The 16,457-nt window shown below is 72.7% G+C and carries 12 protein-coding genes; 2 read left to right on the top strand and 10 right to left on the bottom strand.

Translation table 11 applies throughout. From position 1 onward, the window contains the following. Nucleotides 1-104 precede the first annotated feature (104 nt). The 3 genes from ACZ6Y7_RS27305 to ACZ6Y7_RS27295 all read right to left on the bottom strand — a co-directional run bounded on the left by ACZ6Y7_RS27305 (nt 105) and on the right by ACZ6Y7_RS27295 (nt 3,807). Nucleotides 105-1,475: a S8 family serine peptidase gene (locus ACZ6Y7_RS27305; protein ID WP_465760577.1), complete on the bottom strand. Its 1,371-nt coding sequence runs from the start codon at nt 1,473-1,475 to the stop codon at nt 105-107. A gap of 99 nt (nt 1,476-1,574) precedes the next feature. Continuing rightward, nucleotides 1,575-3,206 carry a WXG100 family type VII secretion target gene (locus ACZ6Y7_RS27300; protein WP_465760576.1) on the bottom strand — a complete coding sequence of 544 codons (1,632 nt, stop codon included), beginning with the start codon at nt 3,204-3,206 and terminating at the stop codon, nt 1,575-1,577. Between the two features lie 43 nt (nt 3,207-3,249). Then, the gene (locus ACZ6Y7_RS27295; RefSeq protein ID WP_465760575.1) at nt 3,250-3,807 is read right to left on the bottom strand and encodes a hypothetical protein; all 558 of its coding nucleotides are present in this window, start codon (nt 3,805-3,807) and stop codon (nt 3,250-3,252) included. Between the two features lie 317 nt (nt 3,808-4,124). Here ACZ6Y7_RS27295 and ACZ6Y7_RS27290 point away from each other — a divergent pair, with 317 nt between their 5' ends. After that, complete coding sequence (locus ACZ6Y7_RS27290) at nt 4,125-6,128, top strand: FUSC family protein (protein WP_465760574.1); 2,004 nt, start codon at nt 4,125-4,127, stop codon at nt 6,126-6,128. An 80-nt stretch (nt 6,129-6,208) separates the two neighbouring features. Here ACZ6Y7_RS27290 and ACZ6Y7_RS27285 read toward each other — a convergent pair whose 3' ends face one another. The 7 genes from ACZ6Y7_RS27285 to rsmI all read right to left on the bottom strand — a co-directional run bounded on the left by ACZ6Y7_RS27285 (nt 6,209) and on the right by rsmI (nt 14,431). Further along, nucleotides 6,209-8,029, bottom strand: a complete 1,821-nt coding sequence (locus tag ACZ6Y7_RS27285; RefSeq protein WP_465760573.1) for an ABC-F family ATP-binding cassette domain-containing protein — start codon at nt 8,027-8,029, stop codon at nt 6,209-6,211. 283 nt (nt 8,030-8,312) lie between these two features. Beyond that, complete coding sequence (locus ACZ6Y7_RS27280) at nt 8,313-9,230, bottom strand: 4-(cytidine 5'-diphospho)-2-C-methyl-D-erythritol kinase (RefSeq protein ID WP_465760572.1); 918 nt, start codon at nt 9,228-9,230, stop codon at nt 8,313-8,315. Continuing rightward, nucleotides 9,227-10,141: a 16S rRNA (adenine(1518)-N(6)/adenine(1519)-N(6))-dimethyltransferase RsmA gene (rsmA, locus tag ACZ6Y7_RS27275; protein ID WP_465760571.1), complete on the bottom strand. Its 915-nt coding sequence runs from the start codon at nt 10,139-10,141 to the stop codon at nt 9,227-9,229. Before rsmA ends, ACZ6Y7_RS27280 begins: the two co-directional genes overlap by 4 nt. Before the next feature lie 163 nt (nt 10,142-10,304). After that, entirely contained in the window at nt 10,305-11,192 is an 888-nt protein-coding gene (locus ACZ6Y7_RS27270; RefSeq protein ID WP_465760570.1) for a TatD family hydrolase, read from the bottom strand. A gap of 1 nt (nt 11,193) precedes the next feature. After that, the gene (gene metG, locus ACZ6Y7_RS27265) at nt 11,194-12,816 is read right to left on the bottom strand and encodes a methionine--tRNA ligase (protein WP_465760569.1); all 1,623 of its coding nucleotides are present in this window, start codon (nt 12,814-12,816) and stop codon (nt 11,194-11,196) included. A gap of 83 nt (nt 12,817-12,899) precedes the next feature. Next, entirely contained in the window at nt 12,900-13,325 is a 426-nt protein-coding gene (locus ACZ6Y7_RS27260) for a hypothetical protein (protein ID WP_465760568.1), read from the bottom strand. 236 nt (nt 13,326-13,561) lie between these two features. Continuing rightward, complete coding sequence (rsmI, locus tag ACZ6Y7_RS27255) at nt 13,562-14,431, bottom strand: 16S rRNA (cytidine(1402)-2'-O)-methyltransferase (protein ID WP_465760567.1); 870 nt, start codon at nt 14,429-14,431, stop codon at nt 13,562-13,564. 105 nt (nt 14,432-14,536) lie between these two features. Here rsmI and ACZ6Y7_RS27250 point away from each other — a divergent pair, with 105 nt between their 5' ends. Next, nucleotides 14,537-16,336, top strand: coding sequence for a dolichyl-phosphate-mannose--protein mannosyltransferase (locus ACZ6Y7_RS27250; RefSeq protein ID WP_465760566.1), 1,800 nt, complete (start codon nt 14,537-14,539; stop codon nt 16,334-16,336). The last annotated feature ends 121 nt before the right edge of the window (nt 16,337-16,457 follow it).

Here is a 16,457-nt window from a genome sequence, read left to right as displayed (position 1 = left end):
CGGCCCTGCGCAGGGCGACGCACCAGCCGGCCGGGAGCCCTGGAGCATCAGGCACGACGCGGCCGGCAAGCCGCTGAGCCCAGGTCCGGTGACTCCCGATCGAGCTACTTCGCGTACGGGTTCTCCTCCGGAGGCACCGGCGGCCGGTACGACGGCGGCGGAGGCACCACCCCGGCCGGCTGCTGCGCCGGCACCGGCGGCACCTGACCCCCGGTCTGCGCGGCCACCTTCCGCCGCCGCACCACGACGAACACCACCCCGGCCACCAACACCAACCCGGCCACCACGCCGCCCACGATCGGCACCGCACTACCGCCCGACCCAGACGACGCACCAGCCTTCGGCTCCACCGTCGGCGCACCGACCGCCACCTCGCTCGGACTCGGCGCCGGAGTATCAGATGGTGAAGCCGGCGGGGCGGCTGAGGGCACAGCCGTCGCGGCAGGGGGAAGCGGCGAGACATCGGCAGGACCGGGATCCCCCGGATCCGTCAGCGCGATACGCGGCCGCACCGCTCCGTATCCCACAGTGTCGGTCCGATTCGCTCCGCTGGCGGGCTTACCAGCCGTGTTGATGAGGACACGGAGAACTTGATTGGCGGTCCAGGTCGGATGCACCGACCAGACCAGCGCCGCCGAGGCCGATACCAATGCGGTCGAGTCCGAGGTGCCGTGACTCTTGCAATAGCCAGTAGGAGAAGTACAAGCCGCGATCATGTCCATACCGGGCGCGACAAGAACTACTTGCGATCCCCGCTCGGACTCTGCCGTGACTGAACCGTTCTGGTCCGAGGCACCAACGCCGACGACCCCCGGAAGGGCGCCGGGGTACTCGATCGGATTTCCCTTGTCGCCTTCGTTCCCGACGCTTGCAACGATGAGCACCCCCTTGGCGTTGGCAGTTGCGATGACTTGATTCAGTTTCGCAACATCCTCCGGAAAGGCCGTGACGGCACCGATCCCCTGCGAGATGTTGACCACCTTTGCGCCCTGCTCCGTCGCATAGGCGATGGCTTGCCCGACCTGGCCGAGGAAGTCGGTCGAGACGAGTGCCCCGACTGAGCCCGTGTTGATCTTCAGCGGCAGAATCTTCACACCCGGCGCGAGGCCTTGCGCTCCGGTCCCCCTCATTCCCTTGCCGGTACCGGCGATAAGGCTGGACATGCCTGTACCGTGGCCGTCCGCGAACGACCCCACGCCGCCAGGGCTCCCGCTGAAGTCCTTGCCGGGCAGGAACTGCCCTTCCAGATCCGGGTGATCCAGCTTGAAGCCGCTATCGATCACCGCAACCGTGATGCCCTGCCCCTGGGACGTCTTCCACATCTCCGGAGCATGCATGGCGTCCAAGTGCCACTGTTGCTGCCGGATCGTGTCTTCGGCAACAGCCTGCGGTGCGACCGGGCCGACCACGATTCCCGCTGCCAGAAGTGCCGCAGCAGCCGCTCGCCCGTGCATGCGCGTGCTCGTCCGCCCCATCACAACTCCTCGTCACTCTCTCCACCGACCGGGAAGCGTGCCCCGAACAAGCCTGCCCGGCCACTGGGGTAGCCCAGTGGCCGGGCAGTCGTTGCCGTCCTACTCAATCACGTCCGGGTTGCTCTGCGGCGTACCGCTGGTCCAGGTCTCCTCGTCCTCGTGGAGGTAGTCGGCCCGATTGCGTCGGTCTCGCTCCTTGCGGCTTCCGTGGCCGCCCGTGCCGGGCGTCATCATGCCGTTCTGCGCCGATCGACCGCCGCCCTCGGCGGCCCCCGATGCGGCGGCGCGGTTGCGCAAGCCCGTACCGCCGGGGGTGAACTCCCCGCCGACGGTCGGTCCCTTGCGCCCTCCGACCGCGCCACCGGCGGTCGAGGCCAGGCCTCGACCGCGCGAGCCTCCGCCTGCCCCGCCGGCTCCGCCGTGGCCGCCCCCCATGCCGGGGTGCATGCCCATGCCGCTGCCGTTGGGCCCGCCCCCGACCCGGCCGCCCCCCGGCCCCGCTTCACGGGAACCGAAGACCGTCCCGGTCGGAATACCCGGGGTGCCGTTCTTCCCGGGTGTCTGACCGCCGAACGGCGGGCGGGGGTTGACGAGGCCACCCTTGCCGGGGAAGTAGTCGCTGCCACCGCCCTTGGACTTCACCGAACCCCCACCCGGTCCGACCGGAAGGCCGGGCATCGGCCCTCCGCCGGGACCGTTGGGGCCGCCACCGGGGCCGGCGGGGCCGCTCGGGTAGACGGGGGTGGTGGTCGGCCCGTCGGTCGGCAGTGGACCGCCGCCAGGACCGGTCTGCGTCGGCAGGGTCGGGAGGCTGTCCAGGCCGGTGCCCGGACGGTTGACCGGGTCAGACGGGTGGGACGGCGGGATCGTGGAGCCCGGGTCCTGCGGCGCTGGCGGCAGCTGACCACCGCCCTGCGGCGGGGTCAGGCTGGTGTGGCCGCCGGACGGACCGCTAGGGTCCGATCCCGGGTGGTACGGCGTGACCGAGCCACCGCCGCCGTAACTGCCCCCGCCCGACGGGCTGTAGCTGTTCGCGACGCTGCTACCACGCGTGCGAGGGCTCCCCGCGGAACCACTGTAGCCGCCCCCGCCGCCCGCGACAGTCGTCGACTCGTGCTTGGTGCTCTCTGCATCTGGCGTGCCCGGCAGCACCACATCAGTGGGGATCCCGTTCAGCGTCGTCGTCGCGGCGCTGTACGCCTGGGCGAGTTTCTCCATCTGGAGAACGGCGTCCTGGTGCTCCTTGGCGATCTTCGCCTGCGCCTGGTTGGCCTGATACTCGGTGACCCAGTTCTTGTTGACGGACTTCATGTAGTCGTCGACGGACTGCCCGACGGCGAGTTGCGCTCCCGCCGGAATGTAGACCGTCTGCGAGTTGCGCTTGGCGACCGTGTCGATCTCCGTCTGTGGCACCGCAGGGACAGCGGACTTGGCGGTGCTGAGCGCCTCACCTGCCTGGTGCATCGCGTCACCGGCGGTCGTGGCGTGGTCGCCGATGATCTGCGCCGACTGCTGGAGGTTGGTCGCCCACGTCTTGAAGTTCTCGGCGGCAGGCCCTTCCCAGGTGACGCTGCTGACGTGCGACTTGAGTGCCGAACTCAGCTCCTTCAGCACCCTGCCGGCCGCCTGGAGCTGGGTGCCCCGGCTGAGGACCGTCGCAGGATCCGTGCTGTCGACCATCTTCCGCAACTGGGCGTGGTCGATGCTTTCGAAGTTCGTTCCGCCTGACACTACTTGCTCCCCGTTTCCCCGTAGGGTTCTCCCCAGACCGCCATCAGTACTTGATGTCGTCCGACCGCGGCGTCGGTGCGGCGGCATCCGCGCCGGCGGCGACAGCGTTCTGCGCCGCCGTCGTGTGGTCCTCGTTGGTCGCGTAGTTGCTGGCCGTCTTCGAGACCGCCGTCTGCATCGCTTGGATCTGGGCCGCGAAATCCTTGTGCAGTTGGACGAGCTGGGCGTGGACCTTCTCGTAGGCGGTCGTCAGCGCCGTCGCCTCCGCGAACTTCGCACTGGCGAAGCTCTGCTCGGTGAGCTTCTGCTCCTGGACCTTGTACGGCGCCGCCGCCGAGCCCTCCATGACCTGCAGCAGGGCCTCGACCTTCTTCGAGAACTCGGTCAGCGTATCCAGCTCGACCTTGACGTCGTGGTTGCCGAAGGCCGCGACCAGCGCGTTGGCGTCCCCGTAGGTCTGCGACTCGCTGATCGTGGGGCCGTACATCTTCGGATTGGTGGGCAGCACGTACGGTTTGGCATCCGTGGACGGAGGCGCCGGGTTGGTTCCCGCGGTCCCCGTCGGGTTGGTGGTCGTCCCCGGCTTGCCGTCATCTGCCACAGCAGTTCACCTCTCCCCCGTACGGCCGGGCACCGGCCCGGGCGTACCCGGGCGGTTCCTTGCCGCAACACACCGTCAACTTCTCGGTCGTACCGTCCTACTCGGCCTACCGCCCGCCGTGGGGCGGTTTTTCGCCTCCGTCATGGTAGCCACCGCCCCTGTCGGGCGGGCAGGGACCTTGGGCGGCCCGTACGCGATCGGTACGAACTTGACACGTACAAGCAGCGGCCGGGGCCTCGTTAGACTGGTCCGGTACGCCCATCTGCCGCGCAGCGTCGCACAGCAGCGATCCGAGGCCGCAGAACGGACGTGACCGCATGAGTTCGGGCTCCCCGGAGACCGCCGCCCCCTGGTGGGTGCGTGCCGTACGGCCGGCGCGGGTGCCGGTGCCGTGGGCGTTGATGGTCCGGGCGGCGGTGGGCATGGCGGTGCCGTTGGCGGCGGGTCTGCTGGCGCACCGGGTGGACCTGGGGGTGTTCGCCGGGCTCGGGGCGATGCACGCGACGATGAACGACCGGGTGGAGCCTTCGCGGCTGCGGGTGGTCCGGATCGGGGCGGCGGTGTCGGCCTCCGCGCTGGGCATGCTGGTGGGCACGGCCCTTCAGTACGCCGGGGTCGGCGGGGTCGCTCTCGGGGTGGCGCTGACGTTGACGGCTGTCGTCTCCGGTGCGCTGAGTGCGACGGGTCCGCGCGGGTCGGCGGCCGGAATGTTGTTGCTGGTGTCGGCCGCGCTGGGGAGCGGGATGCCGCTGCCGCACCCGTGGTGGGCGGCGGCGCCGATGGTGCTGGCCGGTGCGGCGTTGGTGGTGGTGCTGGGGCTGCCGGCGGGGGTTCCGGGTCGGCCGGGCGCCGATCCGCGGGTTCGGGCGCTCGCGGCCGCGTACGACGCGCTCGGCCGTACGCTCGCCGACGTGGGCACGTCGCGGGCGGCGGGCTCGCGGCAGGTGCTGACGGCCCGCCTGAGCCAGGTCCAGGACCTCCTCCCGGAGAGGGGTCCCGGGGGCCGCGGTTCCGACGGCCGGTACGAGGCCGTGCTCGCCGCCACCGAGGCGGCGACGGGCCTGTTGTGGGCGCGTCGTCCCGTCCCGCCGGAGGTGGCCGGGGTGCCGGGCCGTCTGGCGGCGGCGGTTCGCCGGGGCGGCGGCGAGGTCGACGTTCCCGACTGGCGGCCGGACACGCCTGCCCGGCGGGCCCTGGACGTGGCGTTGCGCGCCGCCGCGGACACCGTGGCGGGCCGTGCCACCCGTCTCGGCGCCGCGCCCGCGCCACCACCCGCGCCGGTACCGGGCCCGCTGTCCCGGTCGTCCCTCCGCTACGGCCTGCGCGTCGCGCTGTGCATCGCGGCCGGGGCGGCGGTCACCGTCAACTACCCGCTCAGCAAGGGCTACTGGGTCCCGATGACGATCGCCTTCGTGCTCAAGCCGGACCTCGGTTCGGTGTTCCTGCGCGCGGTGAGCCGTGCGGTCGGCACCGTGCTCGGGGTCGCGGTGACGGCGGGGCTGCTCGTGCTGACCACCGACCGCTGGGCGTTGACGGCGGTCACCGCGCTCTGTGTGGCCCTGCTGCCGTACGTCACGGCGGTGCACTACGGCTTGAACACCGTGGTGATGACGCCGATGGCGCTGGTCCTGCTCCAACTCGGCGGCCAGAGCGGCGCGGCGGAGTTCGGGCCCCGGGTCCTGGACTCCGTGCTGGCGAGCGCGATCGTCCTGCTCTTCGGGTACCTGTTGTGGCCGGAGCGTCCGCGTCACCGGATCGAGCCCCGGCTGGTGGACGCGACGACGGCGCTGCGGGCCTACCTGGACGCGGTGGTCACCGGGAGCACCGACCGGGCCGACGTGGTCACCGGGAGCGCCGACCGGGCCGAGGTGTGGCTGCGCCGTACGGCGTACCGCTCACTGGCGGACGCCCGCCAGGAGGTGCGGCAGGGGCTGGCCGAGCCACCGCCCGCCGGTCGGCTGGCCGAGCGGTGGCTGCCGGCGACGGCTGCGCTGGAGCGGCTGGGCGGCGCGGTGGCGGCGTTCGCGGCGCAGGTCCGGTACGGCGACCGGGTGCCGGACCCGGCCGAGGTCGACCGGGTCCGCCGGGCATTGGACGAACTGACCGCCGCCGCCCGCGCGCACCGGCCGCCGACCACGCCGGCGGACCGTCCGACCGGCCCGCACGATCCGACGCGCAGCGCGCTGGGCCGTGCGGCGGACGAGCTCGAATCGCTCCTCGGACGGCCGACCGCTCCGGCAGGACGGCCGACCGCTCCGGCAGGACGGTCGGCCGATCCCGTGAGACGACCGGCCGACCGGGTGCAGCGGCCCACCCGATGAAGCGCCCGACCCGATGAAGCCACCGACCCGGTGAAGCCACCGACCCGGTGCAGCGTTCGGCCGCCCCGAGGGAGCGGAGCTCAGACCTGCTCGGCCAGCTCCAGCCAGCTCATCTCCAGCTCCTCCTTCTCCTCCCGGACCGCGCGCAGCTGCGCGTCCAGTTCGGCGACCTTGGAGAAGTCGGCCGCGTGTTCGGCGAGCTGGGCGTGCAGCTTGGACTCCTTCTCGTCCAGCTTGGCGATCTGCCGCTCCAGCTTCTGCATCTCCTTCTTCGCCGCCCGCAGGTCTCCGCCGGAGAGCCCGGTCGCGGCGGTCTCGGCCGCCGGTGCGGCGGCCGGAGCGGCGCTGGCGGCGGCGGCCTCGGCGGCCATCCGGGCCCGCCGCTCCAGGTACTCGTCGACGCCGTTCGGCAGCATCCGCATCTTCTTGTCGCCGAGCAGCGCGTGGACGGTGTCCGTGGTCCGCTCGATGAAGAAGCGGTCGTGGCTGATGACGATCATCGAGCCGGGCCAGCCGTCGAGCAGGTCCTCCAGCTGGTTGAGGGTCTCGATGTCCAGGTCGTTGGTGGGCTCGTCGAGGAACAGCACGTTGGGCTCGTCCATCAGCAGGCGCAGCAGCTGGAGGCGGCGCCGCTCGCCGCCGGACAGGTCGCCGACCGGCGTCCACTGCTTGTCCTTGCCGAAGCCGAACTGCTCGCAGAGCTGGCCGGCGCTCATCTCCCGCCCCTTGCCGAGGTCGACGCGTGAGCGGACCTGCTCGACGGCCTGCAGCACCCGGGTCGCCGGGTCGAGTTCGGCGACCTCCTGCGACAGGTAGGCCAGCCGCACCGTCTTGCCGACCTTGATGAGGCCGGACGCGGGCTGCACGTCGCCCTCGCTCGCGTAGGCGTCGCGCAGGGCGCGCAGCAGCGAGGTCTTGCCGGCGCCGTTGACGCCGAGCAGGCCGATCCGGTCGCCGGGGCCGAGCTGCCAGGTGAGGTTCTCCAGCAGCAGCTTGGGGCCCGCCTTGACGGTCACGCCCTCCAGGTCGAAGACGGTCCGGCCGAGCCGCGCGTTGGCGAACTTCATCAGCTCGGACTTGTCGCGGGGCTCCGGCACGTCGGCGATCAGGGCGTTGGCGGCCTCGATCCGGTAGCGCGGCTTGGAGGTGCGGGCGGGGGCGCCGCGGCGCAGCCAGGCGAGCTCCTTGCGGGCCAGGTTCTGGCGCTTCTGCTCCTCGACGGCTTCGATCCGGGAGCGCTCGGCGCGGGCGAAGACGTAGTCGGAGTAGCCGCCCTCGTACTCGTGCACCTCGCCGTGCTGGACGTCCCACATCCGGGTGCAGACCTGGTCGAGGAACCAGCGGTCGTGGGTGACGCAGACGAGGGCGGAGCGGCGCTTCTGCAGGTGCTCGGCGAGCCAGTTGATGCCCTCGACGTCGAGGTGGTTGGTGGGCTCGTCCAGGACGATGAGGTCGGGCGAGCCGAGCAGCAGCTTGGCGAGGGCGATCCGGCGGCGCTCGCCGCCGGAGAGCGGGCCGATGACGGTGTCGAGGCCGTCGGCGAAGCCGGGCAGGTCGAGGCCGCCGAAGAGGCCTTCGATGATGTCGCGGATGCGGGCGTCGCCGAGCCATTCGTGGTCGGCCCGGTCGGCGATCACCTCGTGCCGGATGGTGGCCTCGGGGTCGAGCGAGTCGTGCTGGGTGAGGACGGCCATCTGCAGTCCGCCGGAGTGGGTGATCCGACCGCTGTCCGGCTCCTCCAGCTTGGCGAGCATCCGGATGAGGGTGGTCTTGCCGTCGCCGTTGCGGCCGACGACGCCGATCCGGTCGCCCTCGCTGACGCCCAGGCTGACCGCGTCCAGCAGGGTGCGGGTGCCGTAGACCTTCGTGACGGACTCGATGGTGGCGAGGTTGACGGCCACGTGTGCTGCGCTCCTGGGTTCGGCGGTCGCGGGGCGGCCCGCCGCCCCTGAATCGGGGACACCCCGATCTCCCCAGCCTAATGGGCCAGCGGCGACACCCTCACCGCGCTGCTGCCCCCGCGGTCCGCCCAGACCACCCGCCGCAGCACGGACCACCCGCCACCGCACGAACCCCCGCAGCGCGAACCACCCGCCACCGCACGGACCCCCGCAGCACGAACCTCCCGCCGCATGCCGGACCCGCCGCCGCAGCACGGACCCGCCACGGCGAGGCGCCCGAGCGCTACGCCACGACCGCGGCCCCCGCCACCGGCCCGTACGTCGCGTGCGCCGTCCGGCAGGTGCCGGAGGCCCGCAGTGCCTCGGCGACGGCGCCCGCCGCGTCGGCGTCCTTGGCGAGGAAGGCGCAGGTCGGCCCCGAGCCGGAGACCAGTGCCCCGAGCGCGCCCGCCTCGGTGCCGGCCCGCAGGGTGTCGGCGAGCGCGGGGCGCAGCGAGAGCGCGGCGGGCTGGAGGTCGTTGGCGAGCGCGGCGGCGAGGGCGACGGCGTCGCCCTGGGCGAGCGCGGCGAGCAGGGCCGGGTCGGCGTCGGGGGTGGCGACGTCGGTGTGGCGGGAGCCGGTGCCGGCCTCCTCGCGCAGCCGGTCGCACTCGCGGAAGACGGCGGGGGTGGACAGGCCGCCGTCGGCGACCGCGAAGACCCAGTGGTAGGTGCCCTCGACGGTGAGCGGCTCCAGGATCTCGCCCCGGCCGCGGCCGAGCGCGACTCCGCCGAGCAGGGCGAACGGCACGTCCGAGCCCAGTTCCGCGGCGAGTTCCAGCAGCGTCTCCCTCGGGGTGTCCAGCTGCCACAGCGCGTCGCAGGCGACCAGTGCGGCCGCTCCGTCGGCGCTGCCGCCGGCCATGCCGCCGGCCACCGGGATGGCCTTGGCGATGTGCAGGTGCACGCCGGGGTCGGCGATGCCGTGGTGGGCGGCGAGCAGCCGGGCGGCGCGGGCGGCGAGGTTGCTGTCGTCGAGCGGGACGACGGCGGCGTCCGGTCCGGAGCAGCTGAGCGTGACGCCCTCGCCCGGGGTGGCCGTGACCTCGTCGCCCAGCGCGACCGCGAAGAAGACGTTGGCCAGGTCGTGGAACCCGTCGGCGCGCAGTCCGCCGACCCCGAGCTGGACGTTGACCTTGGCCGGCACCCGTACGGTGATCACTCGCTGTCCTCGTCCTTCGGGGGCTTGTGCTCGGCGATCGCGGCGAACTGCTCGACCGTCAGCATCTCGCCGCGCAGCTTGTGGTCGATCCCGGCGGCGGCGAGCGCCTGCTCGGCCCGGGCGGCGGAGCCGGCCCAGCCGGCCAGGGCGGCGCGCAGGGTCTTGCGCCGCTGGGCGAACGCGGCGTCGACGACGGCGAACACCTCCTCGCGGCTGGCGCTGGTCTTCGGCGGCTCGCGGCGGACCAGCGAGACCAGCCCGGAGTCGACGTTGGGGGCGGGCCAGAAGACGTTGCGCCCGATGGCGCCGGCCCGCTTCACGTCGGCGTACCAGTTGGCCTTGACGGAGGGGACGCCGTACACCTTGTTGCCCGGCTTGGCGGCGAGCCGGTCGGCGACCTCGCTCTGCACCATCACCAGGGTCCGCTCGATGCTGGGGAAGGTCGCCAGCATGTGCAGCAGGACGGGCACGGCCACGTTGTACGGGAGGTTGGCGACCAGCGCGGTGGGCGCCGGCCCCGGGAGCTCGGTGACCTCCATGGCGTCGCTGAACACCAGGTCGAAGGAGTCCGCCTTGCCCGGCATCCGGGCGGCGACGGTGTCCGGCAGGTGCCGGGCCAGCACGGGGTCGATCTCGACCGCCGTCACGTGCCGCGCGACCTCCAACAGCGCGAGCGTCAGCGACCCGAGCCCCGGCCCGACCTCCACCACCGCGTCCTGCTCCGTCACCTCGGCGGCCCGGACGATCCGCCGCACGGTGTTGCCGTCGATGACGAAGTTCTGCCCGCGCTGCTTGGTCGGCTTCACGCCGAACGCGGCGGCCAGCTCCCGGATGTCGGCGCCGCCCAGCAAGGGGGTCCCCCCGGCCGGAGGCTGGGGGGCGCTGTCAGGGGTGGGGTCGGTGGTGCTCACGCGCCAAGGATACGGGCGCGGGGGCCGCCGCCCGGACGCGTCGACCCGGACGGCCGTCCACCCGGGGCACCCCTCGGGGACCCCGCCGCCCGGGCGCGCCACCGTGCGGGACGGGCTGCTGCCGCGCGCGAAACGCGTCGGCCACCGCCCCGCGCGGAGCGGCTCAGTACCCGAAGGCCCGCGCCGTGTTCTCGGCGATGGCCGCCGACAGCTCGTCCTCGTGCAGCCCCAGGGTGGCCGCCATCGAGCGCACCGTGACCGGGATCAGGTACGGGGCGTTGGGCCGGCCGCGGTAGGGGTGCGGGGTGAGGAAGGGGGCGTCGGTCTCGACCAGGATCCGGTCGAGCGGGGTGGCCAGCAGGGCGTCCCGCAGCGGCTGGTTGGCCTTGAAGGTGACCGGGCCGGCGAAGGACAGGTACCAGCCGTGCTCGGCGCAGGTCTTGGCCATCTCGGCGTCGCCGGAGTAGCAGTGGAAGACCGTCCGCTCCGGGGCGCCCTCCTCCAGCAGGACGGCGATGACGTCCTCGTGGGCGTCCCGGTCGTGGATGACCAGGGCCTTGCCGTGCCGCTTGGCCATCTCGATGTGCCGTCGGAACGACTCCTTCTGGATCTCCACGCCCTCCGGCCCGGTGCGGAAGTAGTCCAGTCCGGTCTCGCCGACCGCCAGCACCTGCGGCAGTGCTGCCAGCCGGTCGATCTCGGCCAGCGCCTCGTCCAGCGCGGCGGCGCCGCCGGCCTCCCGCTGCTGCCCGGACCAGCCGTCCGCGTCGCCGAGGAAGATCCGCGGCGCCTCGTTGGGGTGCAGGGCGACGGCCGCGTGGACCTGCTCGAACTGGGCGGCCAGCTCGGCGGCCCAGCGCGAACCGGGGATGTCGCACCCCACCTGGACCACCGTGGTGACCCCGACCGAGGCGGCGCGGGCCAGGCCCTCGGCCGGGCTGCCGGACTGCATGTCGAGGTGGGTGTGCGAGTCGGCCACCGCCACTGCCAGGGGTTCCGGCAGCGGCGGCGGGGTCGACCGGTCGTCGGCCTTGGCGGCCTTGGCGGTCACGTCAGGCGGCCGGCTTCTCTTCGAGGCGCGGGAAGAGGATCTCGCCCTTGGTGACGGTGGCCCCGGCGGGCAGCCGGCCCCAGTCGGCCGCGGTGGCGATGGTCTGCGCGGACAGCGCGCCCAGGCCGGCGGCCTCGGCGCCCAGCGAGTCCCACAGCTTCGCGGCGGTGGACGGCATCACCGGGTTGAGCAGCACGGCGGTGGCGCGCAGCGACTCGGCGGCGGTGTAGAGGATGGTCGCGAGGCGCGCCCGGCCCTCCTCCGAGTCGTCCTTGGCGACCTTCCAGGGCTCCTGCTCGGTGATGTAGCCGTTGACCTGCTTGACGAAGTCGAAGACCGCCGCGATGCCGCCGGCGAAGTCCAGCTCCTCGCCGATCTTCCGGTCGGCCGCCTCGACGGCCTTGGCCAGCCCGTCCGCGACGGCCTGCTCGGCGTCGCCCGGCGCGGCGGCGGCGGGCAGCACCCCGTCGAAGTACTTGCCGACCATCGCGGCGACCCGGGAGGCCAGGTTGCCGAAGTCGTTGGCCAGCTCGGAGGTGTAGCGGGCGGTGAAGTCCTCCCAGGAGAACGAGCCGTCCGTGCCGAACGGGATCGCCCGCAGGAAGTAGTAGCGGTAGGCGTCCACGCCGAAGTGCGAGGTCAGGTCGGTGGGCGCGATGCCGGTCAGGTTGGACTTGGACATCTTCTCGCCGCCGACCATCAGCCAGCCGTTGGCGACGACCCGCTTGGGCAGCGGCAGTCCGGCGGCCATCAGCATGGCGGGCCAGATGACGGCGTGGAACCGCAGGATGTCCTTGCCGACCAGGTGCACGGAGGCGGGCCACAGCTCGGCGAAGCGCTCCGGGTCGCTGCCGTAGCCGGCGGCGGTGATGTAGTTCTGCAGCGCGTCCACCCAGACGTAGAGGACGTGCTTCTCGTCCCAGGGCAGCGGCACGCCCCAGTTGAAGGTGGAGCGGGAGATGGAGAGGTCCTGCAGGCCCTGCTCGACGAAGCGCAGCACCTCGTTGCGGGCGGTCTCCGGGGCGATGAAGCCGGGGTTCTCGGCGTAGAACTCCAGCAGCTTCTCGGTGTACGCGGACAGCCGGAAGAAGTAGTTCTCCTCCTCCAGCCACTCCACCGGCTTCTTGTGGATCGGGCAGAGCTTCTCGTCCGCGGTCGCGCCGTCGAGCAGCTCGTTGGGGAGCTTGTACTCCTCGCAGCCGACGCAGTACGGGCCGGAGTAGCCGCCCTTGTAGATCTCGCCCTTGTCGTACAGGTCCTGGACGAACTCCTGCACACGGTCGGTGTGCCGCTGCTGGGTGGTCCGGATGAAGTCGTCGTTGGCGATCTCCAGGTGCTCCCAGAGCGGCTTCCAGGCCTCCTCGACCAGCTTGTCGCACCACTCCTGCGGGCTGACGCCGTTCGCCTCGGCGGTCCGCATGATCTTCTGGCCGTGCTCGTCGGTGCCGGTCAGGTACCACACCTTCTCGCCGCGCTGGCGGTGCCAGCGGGTGAGGACGTCGCCCGCCACGGTGGTGTACGCGTGGCCCAGGTGGGGGCGATCGTTGACGTAGTAGATCGGGGTGGAAACGTAGTACGCCGGGGCGCTCGCCCCGGTGGTGCTGTGGTCTGCAGTGGCCGCCATGGTCGGCAAGCTTAGTCGGGCACGCGCACCGCCCTCGACCGAGTTGCGTCCCGGCCGGGGGCGGTGCTCCCGCGTCCTCGGGGTCAGCCCAGCAGCCGCGACCAGAACCGGGCCCAGCGTCCGCGCGGCTTGGCGGGGTCGACCGCCGGGGACGGCCCGGCCGGCTCGGCGTGCGCCGGGTAGCCGGGGGCGTGCTGCCAGGGCTGGTCGGCGGAGGCCACCCGGCCCTCGCGCATGATCCGGACGGTGTGGCCGCCGCACCCCGGGCAGGTCGGCTTGAGCAGCGGGGACGGCACCCGGACACCGTTGGCGTGGTACTCGAACACGACGTGCCCGTCCTTGGCCACGTGGTGCTCGATGTCGTACGACTGCTCCCAGCCGTACCCGCATCGCAGGCACGCGAAGGAGTAGGCCTCCCGCACGGTCTCGACGGGAGTGTGCGCCCGCCCGGCCAGGCCGGCCGTGCTCAGCGCGTTGCCACCGCGGGGGTTACCGACAATGTCACTCATAGCCGTCTCCCAGCGCCCGCCGGGCGCTCGCCCGGCTGGGTCTTTCCATTCCAGGAAATGCCCGGACCGCCTCGACCGACGCCCCACTTGTGAAGACTTGGATGCCGGTTGGGAAGCCCTATACGAAGGGCCTCCCGGGGACCGGAAACCGCGACCGAAACTTCAGCTCAGCGGGTGTTTACCGGGGCCTTCTCTCCACGGTACGACGCACCGTGCGCCACGCAACCCCCCGGAATTCACGCCTTTTTCAGGGCCCCGTCCAGGCCCTCCTTCTTGGCCGCCACGACCGCGTCGAAGACCTCCCGCTTGGGCAGCGAGAGCTCGGCGGCGACGGCCGCGATGGCCTCCTTGCGCCGCTCCCCCGCCTCCTCGCGCACGGCCACCAGCCGGGCCAGCTCGGCCGGGGTCAGCTCCTGCGGCGCGGCCGGCGGCGCGCCCGCGACCACCACGGTGATCTCGCCCTTGACGCCGTCCGCCGCCCAGGCCGCCAGTTCGCCGATCGGCCCGCGCTTGACCTCCTCGTAGGTCTTGGTGAGCTCGCGGCAGACGGCGGCCGGGCGCTCGGGCCCGAACGCCTCGGCCATCGCGGCCAGCGCCTCGGCGATCCGGTGCGGCGCCTCGAAGAAGACCATCGTGCGCGGTTCGGCGGCGATCGAGGCGAGCTGGCGGGCCCGGTCGCCGGTCTTGCGGGGCAGGAAGCCCTCGAAGGTGAAGCGGTCGACCGGCAGGCCGGACAGCGCGAGCGCGGTGAGCACCGCGGACGGCCCGGGCACCGCGGTGACCTTGACCTCGGCGGCGACGGCGGCGGCGACCAGCCGGTAGCCGGGATCGGAGACCGAGGGCATGCCGGCGTCGGTCACCAGCAGCACCCGGGCGCCGCCGAGCAGCGCGTCGACCAGTTCGGGGGTCCGGCCGACCTCGTTGCCCTCGAAGTAGGAGACCACCCGGCCCGCCGGGGCCACCCCGAGTGCCTGGGTGAGCCGGCGCAGCCGCCGGGTGTCCTCGGCCGCGATGACGTCCGCCGTGGCCAGTTCGTGGACCAGTCGGGGCGGGGCGTCCGAGACGTCGCCGATGGGGGTGCCTGCGAGAACGAGTACTCCTGTCACGGGCCCCATCCTCGCAGCTGCCACCGTGCGGGGCTTTTGGTGACGATTCGGGCAGCTTCCGAGGGAGCGGACACGCGTACGAAGAGCGCCCCTACGATGTGGCGGATGAACGGCGACACGGCGGCCCAGACGCCCACCGGTACGGACCACTCCGGGCGGGGCGGCCTCGGCCTGCCGTCCCCCCGCCCGGCGGAGCCCGCCGTGCACGCCGCCCCCGCGGCCCCCGCCTGGCGCGAGCGCCTGGCCCGCCACGGGTACGTCGCCCGCCCGACGGCGCCGCTGGCCGAGCGCCTGGTCCCGCCGATGCCGGACGGCCCCCGGGTGACCCCGCGCGACGTGCCGCAGTCCCCGCTGCTGCTGGGCATGGGCCTCGCGCTGCCGCAGGGCCTGTGGTTCTTCCTGTGCCGCTGGGCCGGCTGGCTGGGCCCGGTCGCGGTGGCGGTGTTCGCCGGGATCCTGCGGTTCGGCAACCTCGGGCAGCCGCACGCGATCATCTTCGACGAGACGTACTACGCCAAGGACGCCTACGCGCTCTGGCACGGCGGCTACGAGATCAGCTGGCCGGAGGACGCCAACACCACGATCATGACGCCCGGTGCGGCCGTCCCGTACCGCTCGACGGCCTCGTACGTGGTCCATCCGCCGGTGGGCAAGTGGATCATCGGCTTCGGCGAGCAGCTGTTCGGCATGAATCCCTTCGGCTGGCGGTTCTCGGTGGCGCTGCTCGGCACCCTGTCGGTGCTGCTGCTGGCCCGGATCGCCCGCCGGATGTTCCGCTCGACCCTGCTGGGCTGCGTGGCCGGCCTGCTGCTCGCGGTGGACGGCCTGCACCTGGTGCTCAGCCGGGCGGCGCTGCTGGACCTCGTGGTGATGTTCTGGACCGTCGCCGCCTTCGGCTTCCTGCTGCTGGACCGCGACCGCACCCGGGCCTTGCTGGCCGAGCGGCTCGGCGGGGTGGAGGACGCGGAGCTCGCCCAGCGCGTGAACCTGGGCTGGCGCCCGTACCGGATCGCGGCCGGCGTCTGCATCGGCCTGACCTGCGCCACCAAGTGGAGCGGTCTGTACGTGATGGCGGCGTTCGGCCTGATGAGCGTGCTCTGGGACGTCGGCGCCCGCCGCCTGGCCGGAGCACCGCACCCGTTCCGGGCGGTGCTCGCCCGGGACGTGGTGCCCGCCTTCGTCTCCGTCGTCGTGGTCTCGATGACGGTCTACGTCGCGTCCTGGTGGGGCTGGTTCGCCAGCAGCAACGTGCCGGGCAAGGGCGGCTGGGGCCGGGACTGGGCGGTCGGCCGGTCCACCGACTACCCCTGGATACCCGAGGGCCTGCGGGCCCTGTGGCACTACCACTCGACGGTCTACGAGTTTCACACCCACCTGAGCGACCCGCACACCTACCAGTCCAACCCCTGGTCCTGGCTGGTGCTGGGCCGGCCGGTCTCCTTCTACTACGAGTCCCCCAAGCTGGGCCAGGACGGCTGCACCGCCGCCGACTGCGCCCGCGAGGTGCTGGGGATCGGCACCCCGCTGCTGTGGTGGACGGCCGTAGTGGCGCTGGTCTACTGCCTGTGGCGCTGGGCGCTGCGGCGGGACTGGCGGGCCGGCGCCCTGCTGTGCGGCCTGGCCGCCGGCTACCTGCCCTGGTTCGCCTACCAGCAGCGGACGATCTTCCTCTTCTACGCGGTGGTCTTCGTCCCGTTCCTGGTGCTCGCGGTGACGATGCTGGTCGGCGCCCTGATCGGGCCGCCCGGCGCCTCCCGGGACCGCCGGATCATCGGCTCCGCGACGGCCGGCCTGCTGGTCCTGCTGATCGTCTGGAACTTCCTGTTCTTCTTCCCGCTGTTCACCGGCCAGACCATCCCGCTGGAGGACTGGCGCCGCCGGATGTGGTTCAACAGCTGGATCTGACGGCCGGTCCCCCGGCCCGCGCCGAGCCCGCGCCGAGCCCGCACCGAGCCGGCCCCGGACCGGGAGCCGGCCCCGCTGGCACCCCGGGGCACACCCGCTCCCCCCGAATCGTCCGTACGCG

Source organism: Kitasatospora sp. NPDC053308, assembly GCF_055585785.1.
This window is presented reverse-complemented; position numbering and strand designations above follow the sequence as displayed.